Annotated in this window: 21 protein-coding genes and 1 pseudogene; 17 read left to right on the forward strand and 5 right to left on the reverse strand. The window is 61.8% G+C overall.

The genetic code is table 11. The features are described 5' to 3' along the window. The 3 genes and pseudogenes from A3C3_RS44080 to A3C3_RS0129730 form a co-directional block, all read right to left on the reverse strand. A pseudogene (locus A3C3_RS44080) lies at positions 1–613 on the reverse strand (AMP-binding protein); the annotation flags it as partial. Between the two features lie 57 nt (positions 614–670). After that, positions 671–2,122 carry an aspartate ammonia-lyase gene (locus A3C3_RS0129725; protein WP_022718218.1) on the reverse strand — a complete coding sequence of 484 codons (1,452 nt, stop codon included), beginning with the start codon at positions 2,120–2,122 and terminating at the stop codon, positions 671–673. 38 nt (positions 2,123–2,160) lie between these two features. After that, positions 2,161–3,018 carry a GNAT family N-acetyltransferase gene (locus tag A3C3_RS0129730; RefSeq protein WP_084797069.1) on the reverse strand — a complete coding sequence of 286 codons (858 nt, stop codon included), beginning with the start codon at positions 3,016–3,018 and terminating at the stop codon, positions 2,161–2,163. A 267-nt stretch (positions 3,019–3,285) separates the two neighbouring features. Here A3C3_RS0129730 and A3C3_RS0129735 point away from each other — a divergent pair, with 267 nt between their 5' ends. The 13 genes from A3C3_RS0129735 (at position 3,286) to A3C3_RS0129795 (ending at position 17,630) form a co-directional block, all read left to right on the forward strand. Then, positions 3,286–4,614: an NAD(P)/FAD-dependent oxidoreductase gene (locus A3C3_RS0129735; protein WP_028740119.1), complete on the forward strand. Its 1,329-nt coding sequence runs from the start codon at positions 3,286–3,288 to the stop codon at positions 4,612–4,614. An 11-nt stretch (positions 4,615–4,625) separates the two neighbouring features. Continuing rightward, positions 4,626–5,750 (forward strand): acetylornithine deacetylase, encoded by a 1,125-nt coding sequence (gene argE / locus A3C3_RS0129740; protein ID WP_022718220.1) that lies wholly within the window; start codon positions 4,626–4,628, stop codon positions 5,748–5,750. A 19-nt stretch (positions 5,751–5,769) separates the two neighbouring features. Then, positions 5,770–6,693, forward strand: coding sequence for a 2-hydroxyacid dehydrogenase (locus A3C3_RS0129745; RefSeq protein WP_022718221.1), 924 nt, complete (start codon positions 5,770–5,772; stop codon positions 6,691–6,693). A gap of 27 nt (positions 6,694–6,720) precedes the next feature. Then, positions 6,721–7,074, forward strand: coding sequence for a cupin domain-containing protein (locus A3C3_RS0129750; protein ID WP_022718222.1), 354 nt, complete (start codon positions 6,721–6,723; stop codon positions 7,072–7,074). Between the two features lie 5 nt (positions 7,075–7,079). Beyond that, positions 7,080–7,550 carry a GNAT family N-acetyltransferase gene (locus tag A3C3_RS0129755; protein WP_028740120.1) on the forward strand — a complete coding sequence of 157 codons (471 nt, stop codon included), beginning with the start codon at positions 7,080–7,082 and terminating at the stop codon, positions 7,548–7,550. A gap of 88 nt (positions 7,551–7,638) precedes the next feature. Beyond that, positions 7,639–9,681, forward strand: coding sequence for a hydantoinase/oxoprolinase family protein (locus tag A3C3_RS0129760; RefSeq protein ID WP_022718224.1), 2,043 nt, complete (start codon positions 7,639–7,641; stop codon positions 9,679–9,681). A gap of 2 nt (positions 9,682–9,683) precedes the next feature. Then, positions 9,684–11,684, forward strand: coding sequence for a hydantoinase B/oxoprolinase family protein (locus A3C3_RS0129765; protein ID WP_022718225.1), 2,001 nt, complete (start codon positions 9,684–9,686; stop codon positions 11,682–11,684). Continuing rightward, positions 11,681–12,619 (forward strand): LysR family transcriptional regulator, encoded by a 939-nt coding sequence (locus A3C3_RS39600; RefSeq protein ID WP_022718226.1) that lies wholly within the window; start codon positions 11,681–11,683, stop codon positions 12,617–12,619. The genes A3C3_RS0129765 and A3C3_RS39600 overlap by 4 nt, the downstream gene beginning before the upstream one ends. A gap of 87 nt (positions 12,620–12,706) precedes the next feature. Then, the gene (locus tag A3C3_RS0129775; RefSeq protein WP_022718227.1) at positions 12,707–14,170 is read left to right on the forward strand and encodes an aldehyde dehydrogenase family protein; all 1,464 of its coding nucleotides are present in this window, start codon (positions 12,707–12,709) and stop codon (positions 14,168–14,170) included. A 9-nt stretch (positions 14,171–14,179) separates the two neighbouring features. Beyond that, positions 14,180–15,223 (forward strand): tartrate dehydrogenase, encoded by a 1,044-nt coding sequence (locus A3C3_RS0129780; RefSeq protein WP_022718228.1) that lies wholly within the window; start codon positions 14,180–14,182, stop codon positions 15,221–15,223. Positions 15,224–15,300: 77 nt separating this feature from the next. Continuing rightward, the gene (locus tag A3C3_RS0129785) at positions 15,301–16,758 is read left to right on the forward strand and encodes an NAD-dependent succinate-semialdehyde dehydrogenase (protein WP_022718229.1); all 1,458 of its coding nucleotides are present in this window, start codon (positions 15,301–15,303) and stop codon (positions 16,756–16,758) included. Positions 16,759–16,911: 153 nt separating this feature from the next. Further along, positions 16,912–17,244 (forward strand): IS1/IS1595 family N-terminal zinc-binding domain-containing protein, encoded by a 333-nt coding sequence (locus A3C3_RS0129790; protein WP_022718230.1) that lies wholly within the window; start codon positions 16,912–16,914, stop codon positions 17,242–17,244. Next, positions 17,241–17,630 (forward strand): VOC family protein, encoded by a 390-nt coding sequence (locus A3C3_RS0129795; protein ID WP_022718231.1) that lies wholly within the window; start codon positions 17,241–17,243, stop codon positions 17,628–17,630. The genes A3C3_RS0129790 and A3C3_RS0129795 overlap by 4 nt, the downstream gene beginning before the upstream one ends. A gap of 102 nt (positions 17,631–17,732) precedes the next feature. Here A3C3_RS0129795 and A3C3_RS0129800 read toward each other — a convergent pair whose 3' ends face one another. Beyond that, on the reverse strand, positions 17,733–19,007 hold the full coding sequence (locus A3C3_RS0129800; protein WP_028740121.1) for an NAD(P)/FAD-dependent oxidoreductase: 1,275 nt from the start codon (positions 19,005–19,007) through the stop codon (positions 17,733–17,735). Positions 19,008–19,020: 13 nt separating this feature from the next. Continuing rightward, positions 19,021–19,689 (reverse strand): haloacid dehalogenase type II, encoded by a 669-nt coding sequence (locus A3C3_RS0129805; protein WP_022718233.1) that lies wholly within the window; start codon positions 19,687–19,689, stop codon positions 19,021–19,023. 313 nt (positions 19,690–20,002) lie between these two features. Here A3C3_RS0129805 and A3C3_RS0129810 point away from each other — a divergent pair, with 313 nt between their 5' ends. From A3C3_RS0129810 to A3C3_RS0129830, 4 genes are all read left to right on the forward strand, one after another. Beyond that, positions 20,003–20,842 carry a GNAT family N-acetyltransferase gene (locus A3C3_RS0129810; RefSeq protein ID WP_022718234.1) on the forward strand — a complete coding sequence of 280 codons (840 nt, stop codon included), beginning with the start codon at positions 20,003–20,005 and terminating at the stop codon, positions 20,840–20,842. Positions 20,843–20,855: 13 nt separating this feature from the next. Next, positions 20,856–22,235 (forward strand): aspartate aminotransferase family protein, encoded by a 1,380-nt coding sequence (locus A3C3_RS0129815; RefSeq protein WP_022718235.1) that lies wholly within the window; start codon positions 20,856–20,858, stop codon positions 22,233–22,235. A gap of 237 nt (positions 22,236–22,472) precedes the next feature. Continuing rightward, positions 22,473–23,189: an HAD-IA family hydrolase gene (locus A3C3_RS0129825; protein WP_022718237.1), complete on the forward strand. Its 717-nt coding sequence runs from the start codon at positions 22,473–22,475 to the stop codon at positions 23,187–23,189. 73 nt (positions 23,190–23,262) lie between these two features. Further along, the gene (locus tag A3C3_RS0129830; RefSeq protein WP_028740122.1) at positions 23,263–24,873 is read left to right on the forward strand and encodes an ABC transporter substrate-binding protein; all 1,611 of its coding nucleotides are present in this window, start codon (positions 23,263–23,265) and stop codon (positions 24,871–24,873) included. Positions 24,874–24,903: the final 30 nt, after the last annotated feature.

Consider the following 24,903-nt stretch of genomic DNA (forward strand, 5'->3'; position numbering starts at 1 on the left):
GGATCGCGGTATCGGCATTGTCCTTCAGCGGCACCGGCTTGCCGCCGCGCACGCCCTCGTCGCAGGTGATGATGAACGTCGAACCACAGTCGACGATACGTCCGGCAAGCGCTTCCGGCGAGAAGCCACCGAAGACGACAGAATGCACGGCGCCGATGCGGGCACAGGCGAGCATGGCATAGGCNGCTTCGGGTATCATCGGCATATAGATGGTGACGCGGTCACCCTTCTTGACGCCATGCTTCTTCAACACGTTCGCCATGCGGCAGACATGCTCGTAAAGCTAGTTGTAGGTGATCTTCATGTGGAGCGAGGGATCGTCCCCCTCCCAGATTATCGCGACCTGGTCGCCGTGGTCCTTCAGGTGTCTATCGATGCAGTTATGTGAGACATTGGTTTCGCCGTCCTCGAACCACTTGATCGAGACATTGCCCTCAAAGGACGCGTTCTTGACTTTGGTGAAGGGCTTCGACCAGTCGATGCGCTTGCCATGTTCGGCCCAGAAGGCATCGGGATTTTCGACGCTTTCCCTATACCATTCGAGATAAGCCTCATTGTCGACAAGCGTTCGTGTCTTTACGGACTCCAGTACAGGGTAACGATGGGATGCCACGAAATACTCCTCGGATTGTCTGAGTTGGCTTTGCGCTGCGATCGCAGCGCTACTCCATTACGCTTTGCTTAGGGTCTCGCCGCGCGTTGGCCCGATCATGCTTTGCGGATCAAGCAATTCGCCAAGTTCATCGGCACTCAACAAACCTTCCGCCAAGACCACGTCGGCGACCGGCCGCCCCGATCTCTGGGCAAGCGTCGCGATGCGCGTTGCGTTTTCATAACCAATGCGCGGATTGAGGACCGTGACGATGGCCAGACTGTTTGTCACCAGCTCGTGGCAATGTTGCTCCTCCGCAGTGATGCCCTTAACGCATCGTTCTGTGAGCGCTTCAATCGCGCGCGTCAGCATCCGAATAGACTGCAATATGTCGAAAGCGATCACCGGCTCGAAAGCGTTCAGCTGTAGCTGCCCGGCCTCGGCGGCAAATGTCACGGTCAGATCGTGCCCAATAACCTGATAGGCCACCTGGTTGACCACCTCGGGAATAACTGGATTGACCTTGCCCGGCATGATGGACGAGCCAGGCTGCACCGCTGGCAGCCGGATTTCGCCCAATCCGGTTCGGGGGCCACTCGAAAGCAGACGCAAGTCGTTGCAGATCTTCGACAGCTTGACAGCAATGCGCTTGAGGACGCTCGAGAAGCTCACGAACGCGCCGGTATCGGATGTTGCTTCGATGAGGTCGGGGCAAGGGACGAGCTCTTCGCCGCTCAACGTCGACAACACTTCAATCACTGTCTCGGAATAGCCGATCGGACTGTTGATGCCCGTTCCGATCGCCGTCGCGCCCATGTTCACCTCGCGGAAGAGGCGGGCGGCCTCATCAAGGCGGGCGATATCCTCCCCGATCGTGGTCGCAAAGCTCGAAAATTCCTGACCGAGCGTCATCGGCACGGCGTCTTGAAGCTGGGTGCGGCCCATTTTTACGATGTGCCGGAACTCTTCGCCCTTGGCTTGCATAGCGAGCCTGAGCTCGTCCATGCGACCGCGCAGATCACCATAGCTACGAAGAATGCAAAGTCGAACTGCCGTCGGGTAGACGTCATTGGTCGACTGGGACAGATTCACATGATTGTTTGGATGGAGCGCAGAGTATTCACCCTTGCCGTGGCCCAGAAGTTCAAGGGCACGGTTGGCAATAACCTCGTTGGCATTCATGTTGGTCGATGTGCCGGCGCCTCCCTGGATCATGTCGACCACGAACTGATCATGCAGACTTCCTGCAATGATCTCGTCGCAGGCTTCGGAAATCGCCTCCTCGTGCGCATCGCTCAAAATACCAAACTTGCGATTGGCGCGCGCCGCAGCCTTTTTCACCATCGCCAACGCGGCTACGAGATGCGGGAAATCCGACAGCTTAATGCCCGTGATGCGGAAATTCTCCAAAGCACGCGCCGTCTGTACGCCGTAATAGCGGTCAGCAGGCAACGCGAAGTCTCCGAGCAGATCGTGCTCGATACGCACGACGGGTTTTTCGATCGGCTCGCAGAGCGGGATGGCCGCCATGGATGCTTACCTCCCCAGGCAGGACAGATTGAGTTCGATCAGCCGAGTGTGTGGCTAGCGAGCGCGTAGGTTCTGGGCTCGCGTGGCCCATCACCTCGACGTATAGCGAGCCAACGTCGCCCGAGCGACATGGTTGTCACCGTGTCGTAGACCGGAAGACCGCAGCGGGACAGAAACTCGGAAAACCTCCCGTCCTTTTCGCGGGTGTCGAGCCGTAGGAAGGAGGCGGCATGTCGGGTGGCGTGCGGATGAACCACGGCGATTGCATCCTCGTCTCTGGCGGCCACAACAGGCCCGATGACGTGGCCACGCCCGAACGGCCGACAAAGCGAAAAAGCCTCGATCTTGCCGCCGCGCATCAGTGCGATGCCCTTGGAGCATGTCAGCAGTCGGGCCAGCAATATCCGGCGATCTGCACCGAAGGCAGCCTTGTCTAACTCGGCGATGGCATCAAGATCCCCGGGCTCCAACGCCCGCAGCACGCTGCCGACCGGTGGATCAAGTTCCGGCGGAGCGATCGCTTCGCCATTGCACTGGTAGACAGTCCCCTCTCGAGTGAAATTCAGGGATTGGTACAGACGCCGCGCGGCTCGCGTGGCATTGAGCCCAAGGTCACGCCCTTCAAGCCGATCCAGCACATGGCCCATCAGCCATTGCCCGGCACCGTTCGATTGCAGACGGGGAGAGGTGATCACCATGCCGATCGTGGCAAAATGCACATCATAGGGAAACCACATCGCAGAGCCCATTATGCGGCCGATTTCGTCCATCGCAACGATGCCCTCGCCGATTTCCCGCAGCAACTGCCAGTCTTCGGCGCGATGCGGCCATCCGACAGAAATCGATAGCGCATGCAGCCGATCGAGATCTGTGGTGCTGAGATCGGCAATACGCATATCGAAACTGTCGACAACTCTCGATTCCTTTGGAACCACGTGCGTTTCTCCTGAACACCGATCTTCACGCCGAGCGCGATCCACGCTTCGGCAGGGCGACTGAATGGTATGCCAAGGCAACCGACAGAAATTGCTTGTGAGGCTACTGGAAACACAACAATCGACCAAATCTTGCGTGATTTCGGCATGTAACGTCTGGGTTGATGTCTAGACTCAACGAAACTGGCTCGAACCGGCGGCACCGCCGTGAAAGTTAAGAGATTAGAGATGTCGCCTCCGGTTAGTCCCGTTTCCAGTGCCTCCACGATCCCGTCCCGTATCGATGTCGTCGTCATTGGTGGCGGCATGGCTGGCGTGGCTGCAGGCTATGAACTCGCGCGCCGAGGAACCTCTGTCGCCATCGTCGAGAAAGGCCTGGTTTCGGGCGAGCAGTCGAGCCGCAATTGGGGATGGTGTCGCCAGCAGAACCGTGATCCGCGCGAACTGCCGCTCGCCCAGCTCGCGATGCGTATCTGGGCTGGTCTGAATGCTGACCTCGGCGAAGAAACCGGCTTTCGCCGCACGGGCCTTGTTTACGCTTCCGGCAATCCAGCAGATATCGCAAGTTGGGAGAAATGGAGCCAAATCGCTCGTGCTTTCGATGTCGATACGCGCATGCTAACCACTGCCGAGACGGCCGCCCTCTTGCCTGGAAACAGCCGCAACTGGGTCGGCGGCGTGCATTCCCCTACGGACGGCCGCGCCGAGCCGCAGCTTGCGGTTCCCGCTCTTGCCCGCGCCGCCCAGCGCGCCGGCGCCGTCATCGTGCAGAACTGCGCCGTACGCGCATTCGAGACCGAGGCCGGCCGCCTATCCGGCGTGGTGACGGAACAGGGCCCGATCCGCTGCTCGGCCGTGCTCGTCGCTGGAGGCGCCTGGAGCGGCATGTTGCTGCGTCATCACGGCGTCCGCTTCTTGCAGGCCTCGGTGAAATCGACGTGCTTCTACACGGAACCCGCCGCAGCGGTGACCGAAGGCGGAATTTCAATGCAGAACGTCGCGCTGCGCCGCCGCCTCGACGGCGGCTACACGGTGGGCTTGAGTGGTCAAGGTCAGTTGCAGATCGCGCCCTGGGGCTTGATGCAGGCGAAGGCCTTCTGGCCGACCTTCCGGGCGCGCCGCAAGGGGCTCACCTTCGCGATCGGACGTCAGTTTTTCGAAGGACCGGAAGCGTTTTCGCGCTGGCGGGCCGACAGTGTCTCGCCCTTCGAACGCGTCCGCGTGCTGAATCCGGCGCCCGACCGGCGCCTGATCGACAAGGGGCTCGAAAGACTGCGCAACATCTATCCGCAGCTTGCCGGCCTCAAGGTCGCGCAGGCCTGGGGTGGCATGGTAGATTCGACCCCGGACGCGATCCCGGTTATTGCTCCGGTCAAGGCGCAGCCGGGCCTTTTCATCGCCTCCGGTTTCAGCGGTCACGGCTTCGGCATCGGTCCGGCGGCCGGGCGCCTCGCGGCCGACCTCATCCGGGATGACGCGCCCTGCGTCGATCCGACACCATATCGCTACGAACGCATGATCGACGGCACCGATTTCGGCAACCCGGGTATGCTTTGAGGACCACAATAATGCAGGCAATGGAAATCCTTGAAGCGCTCGTTGGCTTCCCCTCCGTTGTCGGCACGCCCAATGCCGGGATCGTAGCCTGGATCCGCGACTATTTGCAAAACCACGGCATCGACGTCACGATCCTTCCCGGCCCGGAGGGTGACCGATCGAACCTCTTCGCCACCATCGGACCGAGGGACGTGCCGGGCTACATCCTTTCGGGCCATATGGACGTGGTCCCGGCTGCCGAGAGCGGCTGGACGAGCGACCCCTTCCGGCTGCGCGCCGAAGCGGGCCGCCTATATGGTCGCGGCGCAACCGACATGAAGGGTTTCCTTGCCGCCTGTCTTGCTGCCGCTCCGGGCCTCGCGCAGGCGCCGCTCCGGCGTCCGATCCACTTCGCTTTCTCCTACGACGAAGAGGCGGGCTGCCGAGGGGTACCGCATATGATCGCGCGCCTGCCTGAGCTCTGTAAAACCCCGCTCGGCGCCGTCATCGGCGAGCCGAGCGGCATGCGCGCGATCCGTGCGCACAAGGGCAAGGCTGCCGCCCGGCTGACGGTCAACGGTCGTTCCGGTCATTCCTCTCGGCCGGACCAGGGGTTGAATGCCATTCACGCCATCGCCGGCGTGCTCGCCCAAACGGTGACGGAAGCCGACCGGCTGGCACGAGGCCCGTTCGAGCACGTTTTCGAGCCACCCTATTCCTCTCTCCAGATTGGCACGCTGAGGGGCGGACAGGCGGTCAACATTATTCCGGATTCGTGCGAAGCCGAGTTCGAGGCGCGCGCAATTTCCGGCGTTGATCCCGTCGGGCTGCTCGCACCCGTCCGTGCCGCGGCCGAAGCGCTGACGGAACACGGCTTCAAGGTTGAATGGCAGGAACTCAGTGCCTATCCGGCGCTTTCGCTTGACGCCGATGCGCCGCTTGCAACGCTATTTGCGGACCTGACCGGGTGCGCGCCGCTCGCCGCCGTCAGCTATGGTACGGAAGCCGGGCTTTTCCAGCGGGCGGGCATCGATGCGATCATTTGCGGGCCTGGCGACATCGGTCGTGCCCACAAGCCGGACGAATTCATCTGCGCAGACGAACTCTTCGCCTGCCAGGCGGTGATCGAGGCGCTCGGCGCCCGCTGCAGCGCCTGACCATCACGAAGGAACTACGATGACCTTCCTCTTTAACTCCGACGCCAAGCGCGGCGCAATTTTCGCCGAAGCGTTTGCGCACGAACTGCCCGACATTCCCTTTTCACTGGACCCGCAGACAGTCGATCCGGACGCGGTGCGCTACCTGATCACCTGGACGGTGCCGGAAAATCTCGCGCGCTATCGCAATCTCGAGGTACTCTTTTCCATCGGCGCCGGCGTCGACCAATTCCGCATCGATGCCGTCCCGGCGCATGTGAAGGTGGTACGCATGGTCGAGGACGGCATCGTCCGGATGATGCAGGAATACGTGGCGCTCGCCGTGCTCGCGCTGCATCGCAACCTACCAGCCTATTTCGAGCAACAGAGACGAAAATTCTGGCAGGCGATTGCTCCGGTTCAGGCTCAAGAACGCCGTGTCGGCGTGCTTGGCCTCGGCATGCTCGGCACCGCAGTGCTCGAACGTCTGAGGCCGTTCGGTTTCCCGATGTCCGGCTGGAGCCGCAGCCCGCGCGAAATCGACGGAATCAGGTGCCTGAGCGACCGGGACGGCCTCGATACACTGCTGCGCTCCACCGACATTCTTGTCTGCCTGCTGCCGCTGACGGACGAAACGCGCGGCTTTCTCAGCACAAAGCTCTTTGCGCTGCTCCCGGCCGGTGCCACGCTCGTCCATGTCGGCCGCGGCCCGCAGCTCGACCATCAGGCACTGCTCAACGCCCTCGACAGTGGGCATCTCGCAGGCGCCGTGATCGACGTCACCGATCCAGAGCCGCTCCCCGCAGACCATCCCTTCTGGATCCATCCGAAAATCCTGCTGACGCCGCATATCGCCAGCGTCACCCAACCCGAAACCGCCGCGATGGCGGTGATCGAAAACATCAAGCGCATCCAAGCCGGCCTCGACCCCATCGGGCTGGTCGATCGCCACCGCGGCTACTAAATTATCAACCCACAGGAAAGAAAAGCCATGTCCCTGTTGAAGACTATCGAAACCAACCCGACCTTTGCGCCGCGCGAGTCCGACCCTCTTCCCGAACGGCTGATCTCCGGCAATCCCTCCTTCAAGACCTGGGCTCAGGACGTCGCCCGCGGAGAGATGGTCCATACCGGTGTCTGGGAAGCGACCCCCGGTGAGACTCGCTCGATCAAGGGCGAAACCTTCGAATTCTGCCATATCCTTTCAGGCGTCGTCGAGCTCACCCAGGAAGGCGGCGAGCCGGTCATCTATAAGACCGGCGACAGTTTCGTCATGAAGCCAGGCTTTGTCGGGGTCTGGAAGACGATCGAGACCGTGCGCAAGATTTATGTGACCGTGATGTGACGCCGATGCCGCGCGACCCGATTGTCTTCGAGTCTTCCCGGTACGGCTACATCCTCAGCACGGATCGCGCCCGCCTCGATCCGGCAACGGTCCACCGCTTCCTGGCAGCCGATTCCTACTGGGCGCGCGGCATGACACTGGACCAGTTGCAGCGAGCGCTAGAACATTCGCTGCCGATTGGCGTCTACGCCGAAGACGGCACCCTCGCCGCCTTCGGCCGCGTCGTCACCGACTATGCCGTCTTCGCCTATCTGCGCGATGTCTTCACGCTGCCGACCCACCGTGGCAGAGGGCTCGCCTGCTGGCTCGCCAAAGAGATCCGCAACCATCCGGAGCTCGCCGGCGTCACCAGTTGGGTGCTGGCGACCCGTGACGCGCACGCCGTCTACGAGAAGGCCGGCTACCGTCCGGCTCCGCATCCCGAATATTATATGACCGTTCCGAAGCCGGACGAGGCAGAGCCGCGCGAGCCATAACCGCAGGTTATGGATTCCTTTCATGTCTTTCGTGGTCTCAACGGCTGCCTGCGCGCATCCTGTCATTGATCACACAAGGAGGTGCGCCATGACCTATCGCATTGGCGTCGACGTCGGCGGGTCCTTTACGGACTTCGCCGTGTTCGACACGGGCACGGGAAAACTCGCCACACTGAAGGTCTTCTCGCGGCCGGATGCGCCTGGCGAGGAGATTCTCTCTGCTCTCGACATCCTCTCCGAGCGCGACGGAATTGAGCCGAGCGAGGTTTCGTATTTCACGCATGGAACGACCGTCGGCGTAAATACTGTCATTGAGCGCAACGGCCATGAAATCGCTCTTTTCACCACCAAAAATTTCGAAGACGTGCTGCAGGTCGCGCGTCTCAAGATCCCCGAGATACACAACCTCTATTCCGTGCGGCCGGAACCGTTGGTCAGCCGCGACCGGGTTTTCGGTATCGATGAGCGCATCCTGGCGACCGGCGAGGTTCTGAAGACGCCTGATGAGACGGACGTTGCGTGCGCCGTCCAGGCGGCGATCGAAGCCGGTTGCAAGGGGATCGTGCTCGCCTTTCTGCATTCCTACCGCAATCCCGCCAACGAGGATGCCGTCACGTCGATCATCGAGCGGCTTTCACCGGGGCTGCCGGTCATATCCTCGGCTGCCACCTGGCCGATCATGCGCGAGTACGAACGCACCATCACGGCCGTGATCAGCGGCTACGTTCAGCCGCGTGTCGCCAATTATCTCGACCGCTTCGAAAAGGTCCTGCGCGAGCGCGGCGTCACCTGCCCGCTGTTGATTACCAAGACCAATGGCGGCGTCATGGGTATCGACCAGGCTCGTTCAGAAAGCGTCCAGATGATCCTGTCGGGCACCGCCTCGGGCGTCATCGGTGCCGGCTATCTCGCCAAGGCGAGCGGCTTCGACCGCATCATGAGCCTCGATATCGGCGGCACCAGCGCCGACGTCGCCGTCATTATCGATGGCGAGGCCCAATACGGCACAGGCGAATTGATTGGCGATTTCCAGATCCACGTACCGTCGGTATCGGTAACCTCCGTCGGTCAGGGAGGCGGTTCAGTCGCCTGGATTGATCGGCTTGGACTTCTCCATGTCGGGCCCGAGAGTGCCGGCTCTACTCCCGGTCCCGCGTGCTACGGGCGCGGCGGTACGAGGCCGACGATCACTGACGCAATGGCGGCCGCCAATCTCATCGGCCATATGCCGCTCGGCTATGGCGCCGTGAATGTCGATCACGCCGCATCGCAAGCGGCTCTTGCCCCGCTTGCCGAAAGGCTCGGCACCAGCGTCGAGGAACTTGCCGGAAATATCGTCGATATCTCGGTGTCCGGCATGTATGCGGAGGTGAGCGCGCTCGTCTCGCGGTTTGCCATCGACCCGCGCGAGTTCCACCTTTTTGCCTTCGGCGGTGCCGGCGCGATGCTCGCCTGCTTTCTCGCCAAGGAGCTCGACATGCGGGGCGTCGTGGTGCCGCCGACCGCTGGTGTCGTTTCTGCCTATGGCGGGATCGTCGCCGATCTCAAGAATGACTTCATCCGCACCGTCTATCGCGAGGTGACGGCCGAGGCGCTCGCGGAACTTTGTGCAACATTCGAGGCGCTCGAAGTGGAGGCGCGCGCCTGGCTCGAGACGCAGGGCTACAGCGGCCGCGGCAGCATTCGTCTCTCCGCGGACATGCGTTACCTCGGTCAATCCTTCGAGATCGAAACGCCGATCCAGCCTGCGTGGCTCCGCCAGGGCGATGCCGCTGCGATAAGGGCCGCCTTCCACCAGGAGCACGATCGTCTCTACGGCCACCGTGACGAGAACGCCGACGTCCAGATGGTCAGCCTGCGTCTCGTCATTGCGGGCGCCACGCAGAAGCCGCCGCTCAATCCCATTGCCGTCGCGCAGGCTCCCGCCGAGCCGCGCTTTCACGTCGAGGGCTGGTTTTCGGGCCGCAGTTGGATGACCGGCGTCTATCATCGCGCCGACCTAGCCGCAGGACATCGCTTCCGCGGCCCGGCGATCGTCGCCCAGGACGACACGACCACCGTCGTGCCGCCTGCCTTCGAGGTCCTCGTAGACCGCTTCGGCAATCTCGTTATAACCAAGACGGAGCTCTGATCATGGCCATCGACCGCCGCAATCTGAAGGTGCTCGCAAACTTCTGCTCGGCCGCCGCCGACGCGATGGCCTTCACGCTGATGCGCACCGCCCATTCCGCCTTCGTCAAGGAGACGGAAGACTTCTCCTGCCAGATCGTCACGCGCGAGGGGCTCGCCTTCGCCAATCCGCGCCAGTTCGGTGCGCCCTGGTACAGCGGCATCGACTATGGCCCGCTGCTCGAGGCCTTCAAGGACTATGAGGAGGGCGACATCTGCATCACCAACGATCCCTATTCAGGCTTTGTTGCCACCCATTCGCCCGACATTCACATCTGGAAACCGGTTTTCTTCGAGGGAGAGATCGCCTGCTTCGTCGTCGGCCACATCCATAACACCGATGTTGGCGGCGCCGTTCCGGCCTCGCTCTCGCGGTCCTTGAGCGAGGTCGAGCAGGAGGGGCTGCGCATCCCCCCAACGAAGCTTGTCTCGAAGGGCGAAATGAACCGCTTCGTCCTCGACGTGATCCGCGCCAACGTCCGCCTGCCCGAACAAAATCTAGGCGATCTCCATGCGCAGATCGCTTCTGTCAATGTCGGCGAGCGCAAGATCCGGGAGGTCATAGGCCGCTTCGGTTACCGTACCTTCCTCGAGGGTGTCGCGCAGATCCTCGACTATGCCGAGGCGCAAACGCGCAGTATCCTCGCGCGCGTGCCAGACGGCGATTATTTCTTCGCCGATTATGCTGACGAGGATTCCGTCGGCGGCAAGCCCTGCAGGATCGCGCTCACCCTCAAGATCCGCGGCGATGAGGTCGTGCTCGACTATACCGGCTCCGACCCACAACTCGGCTCCTCGCTCAACATGCCGACCGGCGGACGCGACCGCCATCCGCTGGTCATGGTCGGGTTGACCTATGTGCTTTACACGCTGGACACCAGCCTGCTCCTCAACGCCGGCACACTGAGGCCCGCACGTGCGATCCTGCCCGAGGGCTCGGTCGTCAACTGCAGCCGGCCCGCAGCCGTCGGCATGCGCTCGCTCACATGCGCCATGACCCAGATCGTCACCGTTGGCGCCTTCGTCCAGGCGCTGCCCAACCTGATGCCCGCCGCCTCGCCGGGCGGCAACGCCATCATGAACATCAAGACGACAAGTCGGGCCGGGCGCTCGATCATGGCCTCGATCGGGCCGGTCGGCGGAGGCGGCGGAGGCACGCCTGTCGGTGACGGCAGCGATGGTGCAGGTGGCGCCACGGGGTTTCTACGCAATACGCCGATCGAGATCAGCGAGGCAGAGGTGCCGATCCGCTTCCTGCGCTACGGCCTGGAGCGCGATACGGGCGCGCCCGGGCGGCATCGCGGCGGTCTATCGGCCATCATGGAGTTTGAGATCTCGGCGCCGGAAACCATCGTCACCGCCCGCAACCGCAATCGCTCGATCATGCCGGCCTGGGGCGTGAACGGGGCATATGCCGGCAGCATTTCCCGGTTCCTTCGCAATCCGGGTCGGTCCGACGAGGTCTCGCTCGGCAATACTGATGTCGTCCATTGCGGTCCCGGCGACGTGATCCGCGTCGTCGGTCCCGGCGCCGGTGGCTATGGCGATCCCCTGTCGCGGCCGGCGGGTGCAGTTCTGCAAGACGTGCGCCGCGGCGCCGTCAGCGTTGCAAGCGCCGAGCGGGATTACGGGCTCGTCATTCGCGCCGGCAGCATCGACGAGGAAGCGACCGCGGAAATCCGTTCAGGCCGCAGGCCCGCAGTGCGAGAGGTCATCACCCATGGCCTCGAACGGCGCGCCTTCGAAGCGATCTGGAACCGCGAGCGCTACGACCTCCTGACCGCCTTCCTCGCCTCTCAGCCAGTCGGCTGGCGCTATTTCCTGAAGCATCGGATCTTCGAGGCGGTCGAGAAGGTCGCGGGCGATCGCCCTCCTGTTGCGGACGAAATGCGGATGCTGTTTGAAACAATACGAATCCGCTACCTCTTACCTGAGGAAGAAACCGCCGGAGGCGCCGTGCCATGAACATCCGCCAGCTCGAAGTCTTCCGGGCGATCATGCGCGACGGCACCATCACTGCGGCCGCCAATTCGCTCGGCATTTCGCAGCCGGCAGTCAGCAAGCTGCTCGCCTATCTCGAAGATCAGCTTGGCTATCCCCTTTTCGAAAGGATCGGCGGCCGGCTCGCGCCGACGACCGAGGCGCATATCCTTTATGGCGATGCCGACCACGTCTTTCGGCAACTGGAGGCGCTTTCATCCCTTGCCCGCGATGTCGGCGCCAGCAAGATCGGGCTCATCCGCATCGGTGCGAGCCTGCCGCTCGCCTATTCGGTCCTGCCGGTGACACTCGCCGCTTTCGGCAACCACCATCCCGAGGTGAAAATCCATCTTCATACGCTGCCGAAGCGCGAGATCGCCGAGGCGTTATCGCTCGGTGACGTTGACGTCGGCGTCACACTGTCACCGATCCTGGCCCCGACCATGCGGGTGGAGAAGCTGTTTTCTGCAAAGGTTGTGGCGGTCCTGCCCGCGACCGATCCACTTGCTGCCGAAGCGACGCTTACACCGTCCATGCTCGCCGGCCGCCGGCTCATCTCTTATGGCTCGCATGCGGAATTCGGCGCGGCTCTCGATGAAGCATTCGCATCGGAGGGACAGAGGCGCGACGTCTCGATCCAGATCGCGTCCTCGGTCGGCGCCCTGCCGCTGGTCCGTCAGGGACTTGGCATCGCGCTTGTCGACGAACTTGCGCTATGGAGCCCAATCGAGGGGATTGTCTCCCGCCCTTTTCGTCCGACGGTCCCGACGCCCGTGTCGCTCACGATCAACCAGGCCCGGCCGCAGTCACGGTTCGTAGCATCGTTTTCCGATTGCCTCAGGCAAGCTTTTGCCGGCGCTTCGCAATCTAGCATCGGCGCCACCGCCGAAGATTCGACTGCGGCGTCACGCAAAACGTAATTTTCCGCCGTCCCGGCATCGCCAGTCGATGCATGCTGCTTCTGTTATCGCCCTATCCTCGCCTTTAAGCCACCCAGAGGACGCGCAATGACACTAAGCTTTGATCCGGACAAACTTCCCTTGCCGGTCGGACACTTCATCGGCGACCGGCTGGTAGCGGCCGAAGGCGTCATCGACATGCATCGCCCATCCGATGCCAAGGCCTATGGCGGCTGCCCGGTCGCTGACGAGAACCTGGTTGATCGCGCTGTCCAATCCGCCAAACAGACCTTGAAGGTGAGCAACTGGGGCGGCGTACGCCCGCGCGAGCGTACTGTCGCGCTGCAGCGTTGGGCGGACCTCATCGAGAGCGAGGCCGAAACGCTTGCGAAACTCGAAGCGCTTTCCTCAACACGCCCCGTCGGCCAGCTTGTCTCCGGCGACATTGCCGTCACCGCAGAGCAGATCCGTTTCTTCGCCGAATTCGCCGATAAGGAGGGAAGCGATCTCGTGCCGACGGACGATAGCAATCTCGGCATGATCATGGCGGAACCTTACGGCGTCGTCGGTGCCATCACGCCCTGGAATTTTCCTGTTTCCATGGCTGGCTGGAAGCTTGGTCCGGCACTTGCGGCCGGCAATGCGGTGGTTCTAAAGCCGTCCGAAATGACGCCGTTTTCGACCATTTATCTCGCCGAACTGGCAATCCGGGCCGGCCTGCCGGCAGGTCTCATCAACATCGTCCTTGGCGACGGCCAGGTCACGGGCAATGCCATTACCGGCCACCCGGAGATCGCCAAGATTAGCTTCACCGGCTCGACCGCAGCCGGTTCTGCCATCATGGCCAATATCGCCCGCACGGGCGTCAAGCCGATGACACTGGAACTCGGTGGAAAGAGCCCGCAACTGGTGTTCGCAGATGCTGATCTCGACAAGGCCGCCTTGGTAATTTCCCAAGGCATACTTTCCAATGCCGGGCAGGCCTGTGTCGCCGGCTCCCGGCTGATCGTCGAGGAATCCATTGCTGCACCTCTCGCCGAAGCGATCGTCGCGCGTATGAAGATGGTGAAGGCGGCGCCGACCTGGGACGAGACGAGCCAATATTCGCCGATCATATCCAAGCGCCAGTTGGACCGCATCCATAGCATTGTCGAGTCAGCTGTTTCGGCGGGGGGCGAATGCTTGTTGGGCGGCGCACCGATGGATGCGCCGGGCTATTTTTACCAGCCGACATTGATCGCCGTTCGCGACGCGTTCTCACCAGCAGTCAGCGAAGAAATCTTCGGACCCGTCCTCACCCTACAGACCTTTGCCGACGAGGAGGAGGCGTTGACGCTGGCCGATCACCCAACCTATGGACTTGCGGCCGGACTCTTCACTCGCGATCTTTCCCGAGCGATCCGGGTCACCCGCCGCCTGCAGGCGGGCACTATCTGGGTTAACCGTTTCAGTCGCTCACGCGACCACATACTGCCGACCGGCGGCTACAAGCAATCCGGCATCGGCAAAGATCTCGGCCGCGAAGCCTATCTTGCCAACCGCAAGAGCAAAAGCGTGCTCATCAGCCTGTAAGGACCTGCGATGAAAACCTACAAGATCGCCCTTCTGCCCGGAGACGGAATCGGCCGCGACGTGACGGAAGCAGCCTGGGCCGTGCTCGAAAAGACGGCGCGCCCGAACGGATTTTCTCTTGATGCAACCAGCTATCCCTGGTCCTGCGACTTCTATCTGGAGAACGGCAGCATGATGCCCGCCGACGGCATCGAAACGCTCAGATCCTTCGATGCCATCCTGCTCGGCGCGGTCGGCTGGCCGGCGAAAGTGCCGGATTCGGTCTCGCTACACGGGCTTCTCCTGCCCATCCGCAAGGCCTTCGTGCAATATGCCAATATCCGCCCGCACCGGCTGCTGCCCGGTGTGCAGGGGCCATTAAGGGCCGACGGATTCGACATCCTCTGCATTCGTGAAAATACCGAGGGCGAATATTCCGGCGCCGGTGGCCGCGTCCATCAGGGCGCTGACAATGAAGTGGCGGTCGAGACCTCGATCTTCACCCGCAAGGGCGTAGAGCGCATCCTTCGCTTCGGCTTCGAACAGGCGCGCGCACGTCGCGGCAAGCTCGCTTCTGTCACCAAGTCCAATGCGCAGAAATATTCAATGGTGTTCTGGGACGAGATCACCCAGAGGCTTTCCGCCGAATATCCCGATGTCGAGGTGACCAGCTATCATATCGACGCCATGGCCGCCCGCATGGTCATGGCGCCGGAAAGCCTCGACGTCGTGGTCGCCTCCAACCTGTTCGGCGATATCCTCACCGACCTTGGCGCCGCCATCCATGGCGGACTCGGCTTTGCAGCCTCCGCCAATATCAATCCGGACCGCTCGGCGCCCTCCATGTTCGAACCCGTCCACGGCTCGGCGCCAGACATTGCCCATCTCGGCATCGCCAATCCGATCGCCGCCATCTGGTCAGGCGCGATGATGCTGGAGCATCTCGGAGAAACGGCTGCCGCCGGAAAGGTGATGGCCGCAATCGGGACGACGACGGCACGCGGCATCGGCGCAGTTCCTGGCAAGGACAAGACCGACGCGATCACGGCATCGGTGCTTTCGGCACTCAACTAAAGCAATTCCAGCAAAAGTACGCAGCGGCTTTGCGATCGGAATTGTAGAAACGGAATGCTCTGATGAAAGAGGATGGAATGAACGGATTGAGAGATAGCAGCCTGCTTCGCCAAAAAGGGCTGATCGACGGTGAATGGCGCGGGGCGGCAGCCGGGTGCACGATCGAGGTGATCGACCCGGCGACGCAGCATGTGCTGGGCACGGTGCCCGACATGGACGGAGCCGATACGAGGGCGGCAATCACCGCGGCGGAAAAGGCCTTTGGTCCGTGGCGCGCAAAGACCAATGCCGAGCGTGCCGCGTTGCTGGAGGCCTGGCACGATCTGATGCTCGAAAATATCGAGGATCTGGCGCTGATCCTCACCCGGGAGCAGGGCAAGCCGCTCACGGAGGCGCGCGGCGAAATCCGCTACGGCGCCTCATTCATCAAATGGTTCTCCGAGGAGGCGCGCCGCATCGGCGGAACGACCATTCCCTCCCCGACGGCCGACCGACGGATCGTCGTTCTGAAGGAGCCTGTCGGCGTGTCGGCGATCATCACGCCGTGGAATTTTCCCAATGCGATGATCACTCGCAAGGCGGGGCCGGCGCTCGCCGCAGGCTGCACGGTCGTCGTCAAGCCATCGGACCTGACCCCCTATTCGGCACTGGCCCTCGGCGTCCTGGCTGAGCGCGCCGGCATCCCCAAGGGCGTGATCAATATCGTCACAGGCATGCCGGCCGCCATCGGCGACGAACTGATGGCGAACCAGACCGTCCGCAAGATCTCTTTCACCGGCTCGACCCGCGTCGGCTCGCTGCTGATGCGCGGCGCAGCCGACAGCGTCAAGCGGCTCAGCCTCGAACTCGGCGGCAATGCGCCCTTCATCGTCTTTGACGATGCCGATCTCGATCTTGCCGTGGAAGGCGCAATCGCATCGAAATTCCGCAATGGCGGGCAGACCTGTGTCTGCGCCAACCGCCTTCTCGTCCAGTCGGGTGTCTACGAGGCCTTTGCCGCCAAACTTTGCGCACGCGTATCGGCCATGAAGGTTGGGGCCGGCACGGATGCCGACACGGATATCGGGCCGATGATCAACAAGGCGGCGATCGAGAAGATCAATCGTCACGTGGACGATGCGGTAAAAAAGGGAGCAAAGATCCTCACCACCGCGGGCTCCATGCCGGCAGGCGATCAATATGCGGCACCTATGGTGCTTGGCGGTGCGACGACAGACATGCAGCTTGCCAGCGAAGAGACCTTCGGACCTGTTGCCCCGCTTTTCCGTTTTGACAGCGAGGAAGAGGCAATCGTCATTGCCAACGCCACGCCTTTCGGCCTTGCGGCCTATTTCTACACAGAGAGCCTGAAACGCTCCTGGCGTGTCGGCGAAGCACTCGAATTCGGCATGATCGGCCTGAATACAGGGGCCATTTCGACCGAGGTCGCTCCCTTCGGCGGCGTCAAACAGTCCGGCCTTGGCCGGGAGGGGGCGCAATGCGGCATCGAGGAATATCTCGAAATGAAAAGCTTTCACATCGGCGGGCTCGCCTGACCAACCGGTGAGAGCGAATGGAGACGGGCGCCGGTGAACTCAACCTGGCGCCCTGTCTCATTGGCGCAATTTGAGTCAGTTGTGGATTCAGCCGATTCGGTTGCTCCGGAACGGGCTGGAGCGTAGTGTTGCGGCCGCTATTGGAGCGGCAAAATGGACGATCTGGTCGAGAGGCTGAAGGCGAGCGTGGCGGAGCAACTTGATCCGGCGCAATGCCTGGGCTTTTCCGAACCGCTGCGGCGCTTGGCTCGTGCTCGGCTCGGTGACATTGCCATCGAACGCCGGCCCCAGATGGTGCTCGAGAACCGCAAGTGTTCCTATTGCGGCCATACCGATGTCGTGAAGCACGGCCGCGACGGCGGCCGCCAGCGCTTTCGATGCCGCAGCAGCTTCACTGAGGATGATGAAGTCCTCGGCTGCGAGCTGTTCGACACGCTCATCCATACCTATCTGCCGAACCCACCACATACGCCGGAAATGCTATGAGCGGACCACTGTTCCACAAGATCGATTGCGTGATGCTCAAGGTGGCGGACCTGGACGCCGCTCTGGGGTTCTACTCTGAAGCCCTTGGGCATCCGCTTCTCTGGCGTTCGCCAGAGGCAGCTGGGTTGGGAATGCCAGGAACGGACGCGGAGCTTGTCCTGCATACCGATCTGGGTCCCGAGGTGGACCTGCTTGTGGAGAGTGTCGACGCCGCGCTGGAGCGCTTCGTCGAAGCTGGCGGCACGATCATCAAGAAGCCGTTCGACATCCCGATCGGCCGTTGCGCCGTCGTTCGTGATCCGTTTGGCAATGCCCTGGTGATGCTTGACCAAACCAAAGGCACCTTCGTCACCGATGCGACCGGCCTGGTGCTGCGCGTCGAGTAAGTCCGAGCGACGGAAGGTCGGCGGATGCTACGAAAACTGCGTGGATTCCTATAAATCCGCAGCTAACTTGGATTGCACCTTCTCGTTTCTCGCTGACCTTTGCTATTGAAACCGGTCCAGCGTCTTGTAGTACAGGCCGACCAACGGCAGGAACCAGGGTTTGCCGAAGTGGCCAGGAACGGCCGGCCAGTCGAGGCCCTTGATCGGGTTGCGATCAGCCTTGCCGAGGATGGCGTCGGCCATGATCATGCCGAGATGCGTGGACAGCTGTGCCCCGTGGCCGGAATAGCCCATGGCGTACCAGACACCATTGACGTAACCGGCACGCGGATAACGGTCCTTGGTCATATCGACGAGCCCGCCCCAGCAATAGTCGATCTCAACGCCCGAAAGTTGCGGAAAAATCTGAAGCAGGTTCGCCCGGAGGATTTCTCCGCTCTTTGCATCCGAATTCTGGTCGGATGTCGCCGAAAACCGCGCGCGGCCGCCGAAGATCAGCCGTTTATCGGGCGCCAGCCGGAAATAGTTGCCGATATTCATCGACGTCACGCAGGTCCGGTTTCCAGGCATCGTCGCTGCAATTTCGGCATCAGTCAGCGGGCGCGTGGCGATAATGAAGCTGCCGACCGAAACGATCCTGCGGCGGAAGTAGCCAAAGATCGGAGGCGTGTAAGCACCTGTCGCCACGAGAACATGATCGGCCGTCACTGTCCCCCGAGGCGTCGTCAGGCTGTGCCGTCCGTTACCCTGCCGATGTTCGGTCACCGCTGCCTTTTCGAAGGTGATCGCGCCATGGCGAGCGGCTGCATCGGCAAGCCCCACGACATAGCGTCCCATATGCATCATCGCGCTCTTTTTCGACAGCATGGCGCCATGAAAAGGCGAGCCGATTTCACCCTTGAGATCAGCCGCAGTCAGAAGTGCCGTGTCCGGATCGACCTCGGCGTGGACAGCCTCGAAATTGCGGGCAATGGCATCGAAATGCTGCGGCTTGGACGCGAGCTTCAGTTTTCCCGCCCGACGGAAATCGCAGTCGATCCCCTCCTCGGCGACAATCGCTTCGATCGTGTCGATGGAATCGTCGAACGCCTTATAGAGGGCGACGGCCCGCTCCACGCCGAGTGCAGCCTTGGCGGACAGGAAACTGTGAGCAAGGCCGTTGTTTAGGTGTCCGCCATTGCGTCCCGATGCCCCCCAGCCAATCCGTTCCGCCTCCAGCACCGCGACCTTGGCGCCCGCTTTCGCAAGGTGGCGCGCCGCGGCAAGCCCGGTGAAGCCGGCGCCGATGACGGCGACGTCATAATGTCCCTCGACAGGGCCTTGCACGGCGCCTTGAAAGGTGGGCGCCGTGTCGTGCCAGTAGGATTTGAATTTCATCGCCATGTCCCCGTCAGAGCCCGACGACGCCAGGCAGGCCCGAGATATCCGGGATTTCGACATAGCCGTAATAGGGGTTGGCTGGCTCGTGGCCGCGATTGACCCAAACCTTGTTCCTGATACCGAGATCGTGCGCCGACATCAGATCGTAGCGGAATGAGGACGAGCAGTGAAGAATGTCCTCAGGCCCGCAGCCCAGCATATCAAGCATGTATTCGAAGCCCTTGAAGCGTGGCTTGTAGGATTGCGCCTGCTCGGCGGTATAAACGGCATGAAATGGTGCGCCGAGCTTTTCCACATTCGACATGATCTGTGAATTCATCGCGTTGGAAAGGATGACCAGCGGAATTTCCTTGGCAACCCTGGCAAGACCTTCCGTTACATCCGGATGCGGCCCCCAGGTCGGCACGCGCTCGTAGACCATCTGCGCGGCTGCCTCGTGGAATTTTATGCCGTTGCGCTTGCAGGTCCGCTCAAGCGAATTGTGAACCACCTCGCTGTACGGTTTCCAATCGCCGAGGATCTCGTCGAGACGGTAGGCGGCAAAGTTCTTGATGAACTCAGCCATGCGCGGCTCGTCGAGCTCTTCGCCGTAAAGATCGCGCGCCGCTTCCGCCATCTGGAAGTTGGTCAGCGTGCCATAGCAGTCGAAGGTGATGTATTTCGGACGGAAGTGAGTCATGACCTGATCCTAAACTGTGGCGGTTTCATCTGTAGCCATCATAGGCCGGGGTTGATCCTGCAGCTCGACTGAAATCCGAACGATCAAAGCAGATTCTTTCGTATCCAAAGCCGGCTTTGGCAGAAGGTTGTGCGCCTTGGGTGCGGTTTGCGCTCCCTTCCGGGACAACGCATCTCTCGCGCGTGTCCCAGCCAGCATAAGATGCGGCGGCATGCGGGTGCAAAGCCATAAGATACCGTCCGGGCAGCGTCCTTCAGACGATCTTCCGGCCGACACTGCCTCACACTTGCGAGCAGAAACGAAGGACATTCCAATGCAAACAAGTCAGGTCGACCTTGTGACTTTCGGGCCCGAACACCTTGGGGCCGCCATCAACCTCTCTCGGCAGGCAGGCTGGCCGCACCGGCCGGAAGACTGGGCCATGGTGCTTTCATTGAGCAGCGGCGTCGTGGCCCTCGAGGATAAAGGCCGCGTCGTCGGGACCGTGCTTGTGACCCCTTATGGCGACAATTGTGCAACGATCAACATGGTCATAGTCGATGAAGCCATGCGCGGCCGCGGTCTTGGCCGAAAGCTGATGGATTGCGCCATGACGATCGCGGGGAACAGGCCACTTCGTCTGGTCGCGACGAGCGATGGCCTGCCGCTTTATGAGAAGCTCGGCTTCCGGGAAACCGGTTCGGTGCTGCAGTATCAGGGCAGTGTGCCTGCAATCGACCGTCCAGATGGCGTAGTGCCTGCCAAACAAGATGATCTCGCTGACATCGTGGCGCTCGACCGCGCAGCCTTCGGCGCCGAGCGCCGCAGCCTCCTCGAATTTATCGCAAAGGTCGGGCAGTTCGCTGTGATACGCCAAGCTGGTGAAGTTCGGGGGTTTGCTGCCCTTCGCACCTTCGGCCGCGGCGAAGTGATCGGGCCTGTCGCCGCCGCACATGCCAGCGATGCCCGTGCCCTGATTTCCTTTTTCATTGCCAGCCGTCCAGGCGCTTTCCTGCGCATCGACACGACGGCTGATGCTGGTCTTGCGCCCTGGCTTGCCGAACGCGGCTTTGCCCATGCCGGCGGCGGCATCGCCATGGCCAAGCCGCAGATCCACCACCTCGCAGATCGTGCTGCCGCCACTTTTGCCCTCGCCAACCAAGCCCTAGGCTGACCTGGAGACCGTCATGTTTAGCAATTCCCTGATCGAACTCGACCGCGCGCACCTCGTTCATCCGGTCGCCTCCTATCGCAGCCACGAAAATCTGGGCGTGCGGGTTCTCGCGTCCGCCTCCGGCGCAACCATCACCGATGCGAGCGGCAAGCAATTGATCGACGGCTTTGCCGGCCTGTGGTGCGTCAATGCGGGCTATGGCCATGACAGCATCGTCGAGGCCGCGGCAAGGCAGATGCGGGAGCTTCCTTACGCGACCGCCTATTTCGGCCTCGGCTCCGAGCCGGCAATCCGGCTCGCTGCCGAACTCGCCGAGCGCGCGCCAGGCGACCTCAACCACGTCTATTTCACGCTCGGTGGTTCGGATGCCGTCGACAGCACGATCCGTTTCATCCGCTACTATTGGAATGCGCGCGGACGGCCCGGGAAAGACCAGTTCATCTCAGTCGAACAGGGCTATCACGGCTCCTCGACAGTTGGAGCCGGCCTGACGGCCCTGCCAGCCTTTCATGCCGGTTTCGGCCTGCCTTTCGACTGGCAGCACAAGATTCCATCCCATTACGCCTATCGAAACCCCGCCGGCCCTGACCCTGAGGCCATCATCGCTGCCTCTGTTGCCGCATTGAAACAGAAGATCGAAGAGTTGGGCGGCGCCGATCGCGTTGCGGCATTCTATGCCGAGCCGATCCAGGGATCGGGCGGCGTGCTCGTGCCACCCAGAGGCTGGATGAAGGCGATGCGCGACCTTTGCCGCGATCTCGATATCCTCTTTGTCGCCGATGAAGTCATCACCGCCTTCGGCCGCACCGGCCCGCTGTTTGCCTGCTCACAGGACGAGATCGTGCCGGACTTCCTGACGGTCGCCAAAGGCCTCACCTCCGGCTACGTGCCGATGGGTGCCCTCTTCATGTCCGAGCATGTCTACCAGACAATCGCCGACGGCGCCGGCACGTCTGCTGTCGGGCATGGCTATACCTATTCGGCCCATCCCGTCAGCGCCGCCGTTGGCCTTGAGGTTCTGCGGCTCTACGAGGGCGGCCTGCTCGAAAACGGCCGGAAGGCAGGAGCGCGCCTGATGGCTGGGCTTGAGAGCCTGAAGGATCATCCCCTCGTCGGCGATGTCCGCGGCCGCGGCATGCTGGCGGCCGTCGAGCTCGTCGTCGACAAAGAGCGCAAGACACCCCTGCCGGCCGACGCCGAGCCGGCACGCCGCATCTTTGACCGTGCCTGGAACAACGGTCTCGTCATCCGCGCCTTCACCCATGGCGTGCTCGGCTACGCCCCGCCGCTCTGCTGCACGGAAGCGGAAATCGACGCAATCGTCGAACGCACGCGGCAGACGCTCGACGAGACGCTCGCGGACACCGATGTCCGGCGTGCCCTTATGGGCTGAGAATGCCGACCGTAAAATGTCGCGGAACCGTCATCTTCGGTATTTTGTGCCGCGCAGCGGCGTAATTTCGGAGACTCTGGTTCGGGACAGCTGCCAAACTCAATTCCAGAAAAAGGCCGGATCCCAGGAGCATGTGCCTTTTCACCAAGAGCGGGAACATCATCCCGCCAGGGAACAGAATATCCTTCTTCACGTAGCCGGCCTTCCCTTGGAAGGCCGAGAACTGGGGATTTGCAAATGCGCAAGAGCCTTCCGGACTTCAAGTATCTGACTTTCGATGTCGTCGGCACGCTGATTGATTTCGAGGGCGGTCTTACGGAGTGTCTCGCCGGCATCGCCGCTGACGCGGGCGTCGCCATCGACGGTGAAGAGGCGCTGAGCCTTTACCGAGCAGCGCGCTACTCCAGGGATGCCGACCTCTTCCCGGATGATCTCGTTCGCGTCTATCTGGCGATCGCGCCAAAGCTCGGCCTGCCGGTCGAGCGGAAATACGGCGAGCGGCTGCGCGATTCCGCAAAACGCTGGAAAGCCTTTAGCGACAGCGCCGAAGCACTGGCACGGCTCGGCAAGGACTACCGCCTGGTGGCCATGACCAATGCACGTCGATGGGCCTTCGATTTCTTCGCCAAGGAACTGGGAAGCCCGTTTTACGCCGCCTTTACCGCCGATGACACTGGCACTGAAAAGCCCGACCCCGCCTTCTTCGAGAAGGTTTTCGACTTCGTAGCCTCTGAAGGAAGTTCAAAGCACGAAATCCTGCATGTTGCCCAAAGCCAGTACCACGATATCGGGATTTCGCGGGAGCTAGGGATCAGTAATTGTTGGATCGAGCGACGCCACGGACAGAAAGGATATGGCGGCACCATTGAGCCGGCCAAATTCACCGAGCCCGACTACCACTTCACCTCCATGGCCGGCCTCGCCAATGCAGTGGCCGCTGCGCGGGGTGAATGAGAATCTTGAACGCGAGACTGAACTCCGCACCAAGACGAAGACCTGCCAATCAAACCACGAAAAGGGGAATGCCATGAACGACAAGATCACAAACTGGACCACATCCGACGACACGATGGTCGAAAATGCGATCCGCCGTGGCGCGACGCGTCGAGAATTGCTTCACATGATGCTGGCCGGCGGTGTGGCGATGTCGGCGGGCGGCCTCATCCTCGGTCGCGCCTCGCGGGCGCTCGCCGCCACGCCGGTTTCCGGCGGCGCGCTGAAGGCGGCGGGATGGTCGTCGTCGACCGCCGATACGCTCGACCCGGCCAAGGCATCGCTTTCGACGGACTATGTCCGTTGCTGCTCCTTTTACAATCGTCTCACTTTCCTCGACCAGGCCGGCGTCCCACAGATGGAGCTTGCGGAAGCAATCGAATCCAAGGATGCAAAGACCTGGACCGTCAAGCTCAGGAGCGGCGTTACTTTCCACGACGGCAAGCCGCTGACGGCAGAGGACGTCATCTTTTCGCTGAAGCGCCACCTCGACCCGGCGGTCGGTTCGAAGGTCGCGAAAATCGCCGCCCAAATGACGAGCTTCAAGGCAGTCGACAAACAGACCGTTGAGATTACCCTCGCCGATGCGAACGCGGACCTGCCGACCATCCTATCGATGCACCACTTCATGATCGTCGCCGACGGGACCACCGATTTCTCGAAGGCAAACGGCACCGGCGCCTTCGTCAAGGAAGCCTTCGAGCCCGGCGTGCGGTCGATCGGGGTCAAGAACAAGAACTACTGGAAGTCGGGGCCGAACGTGGACTCCTTCGAGTATTTTGCCATCAGCGACGACAATGCGCGCGTCAACGCACTGCTTTCGGGTGACATTCATCTTGCCGCCTCGATCAATCCCCGCTCGATGCGCTTGGTCGAGACGCAGGGGGACGCTTTCGTGCTGTCGAAGACGACTTCCGGCAACTACACCAACCTCAACATGCGGCTCGACATGGAGCCTGGCAGCAAGCGAGACTTCATCGAAGGCATGAAGTTTCTCGTCAACCGCGAGCAGATCGTCAAGTCGGCGCTCCGGGGGTTGGCTGAGGTCGGCAACGACCAGCCGGTGTCGCCCGCGAACTTTTATCATAATGCAGACCTAAAGGCGCGGGCATTCGATCCCGAAAAGGCAAAGTTCCATTTCGAAAAGGCCGGCGTTCTGGGTCAGTCCATCCCGGTGATCGCCTCCGACGCAGCGACCTCCTCAATCGACATGGCGATGATCATCCAGGCGGCCGGTGCCGAAATCGGCATGAAGCTTGACGTCCAGCGCGTACCGTCCGACGGTTATTGGGACAATTATTGGCTGAAGGCCCCCGTCCATTTCGGCAACATTAATCCGCGCCCGACACCGGACATCCTGTTCTCGCTGCTCTACGCTTCCGAAGCGCCGTGGAACGAGAGCCAGTACAAGTCCGAGAAGTTCGACAAGATGCTGATCGAGGCGCGCGGTTCGCTCGACCAGGACAGGCGAAAGGCCATCTACAACGACATGCAGGTTATGGTCGCCCAAGAGGCTGGCACGATCATTCCGGCTTATATTTCGAACGTCGATGCCACCACGGCAAAACTCAAAGGCCTGAAAGCGAACCCGCTGGGCGGCCAGATGGGCTATGCCTTTGCCGAATACGTCTGGCTTGAGGCCTGACGAAGCGACTGGCCACGGGGCTCTCCGCAC

This window comes from Rhizobium mongolense USDA 1844 (assembly GCF_000419765.1).
Taxonomy (GTDB): domain Bacteria; phylum Pseudomonadota; class Alphaproteobacteria; order Rhizobiales; family Rhizobiaceae; genus Rhizobium; species Rhizobium mongolense.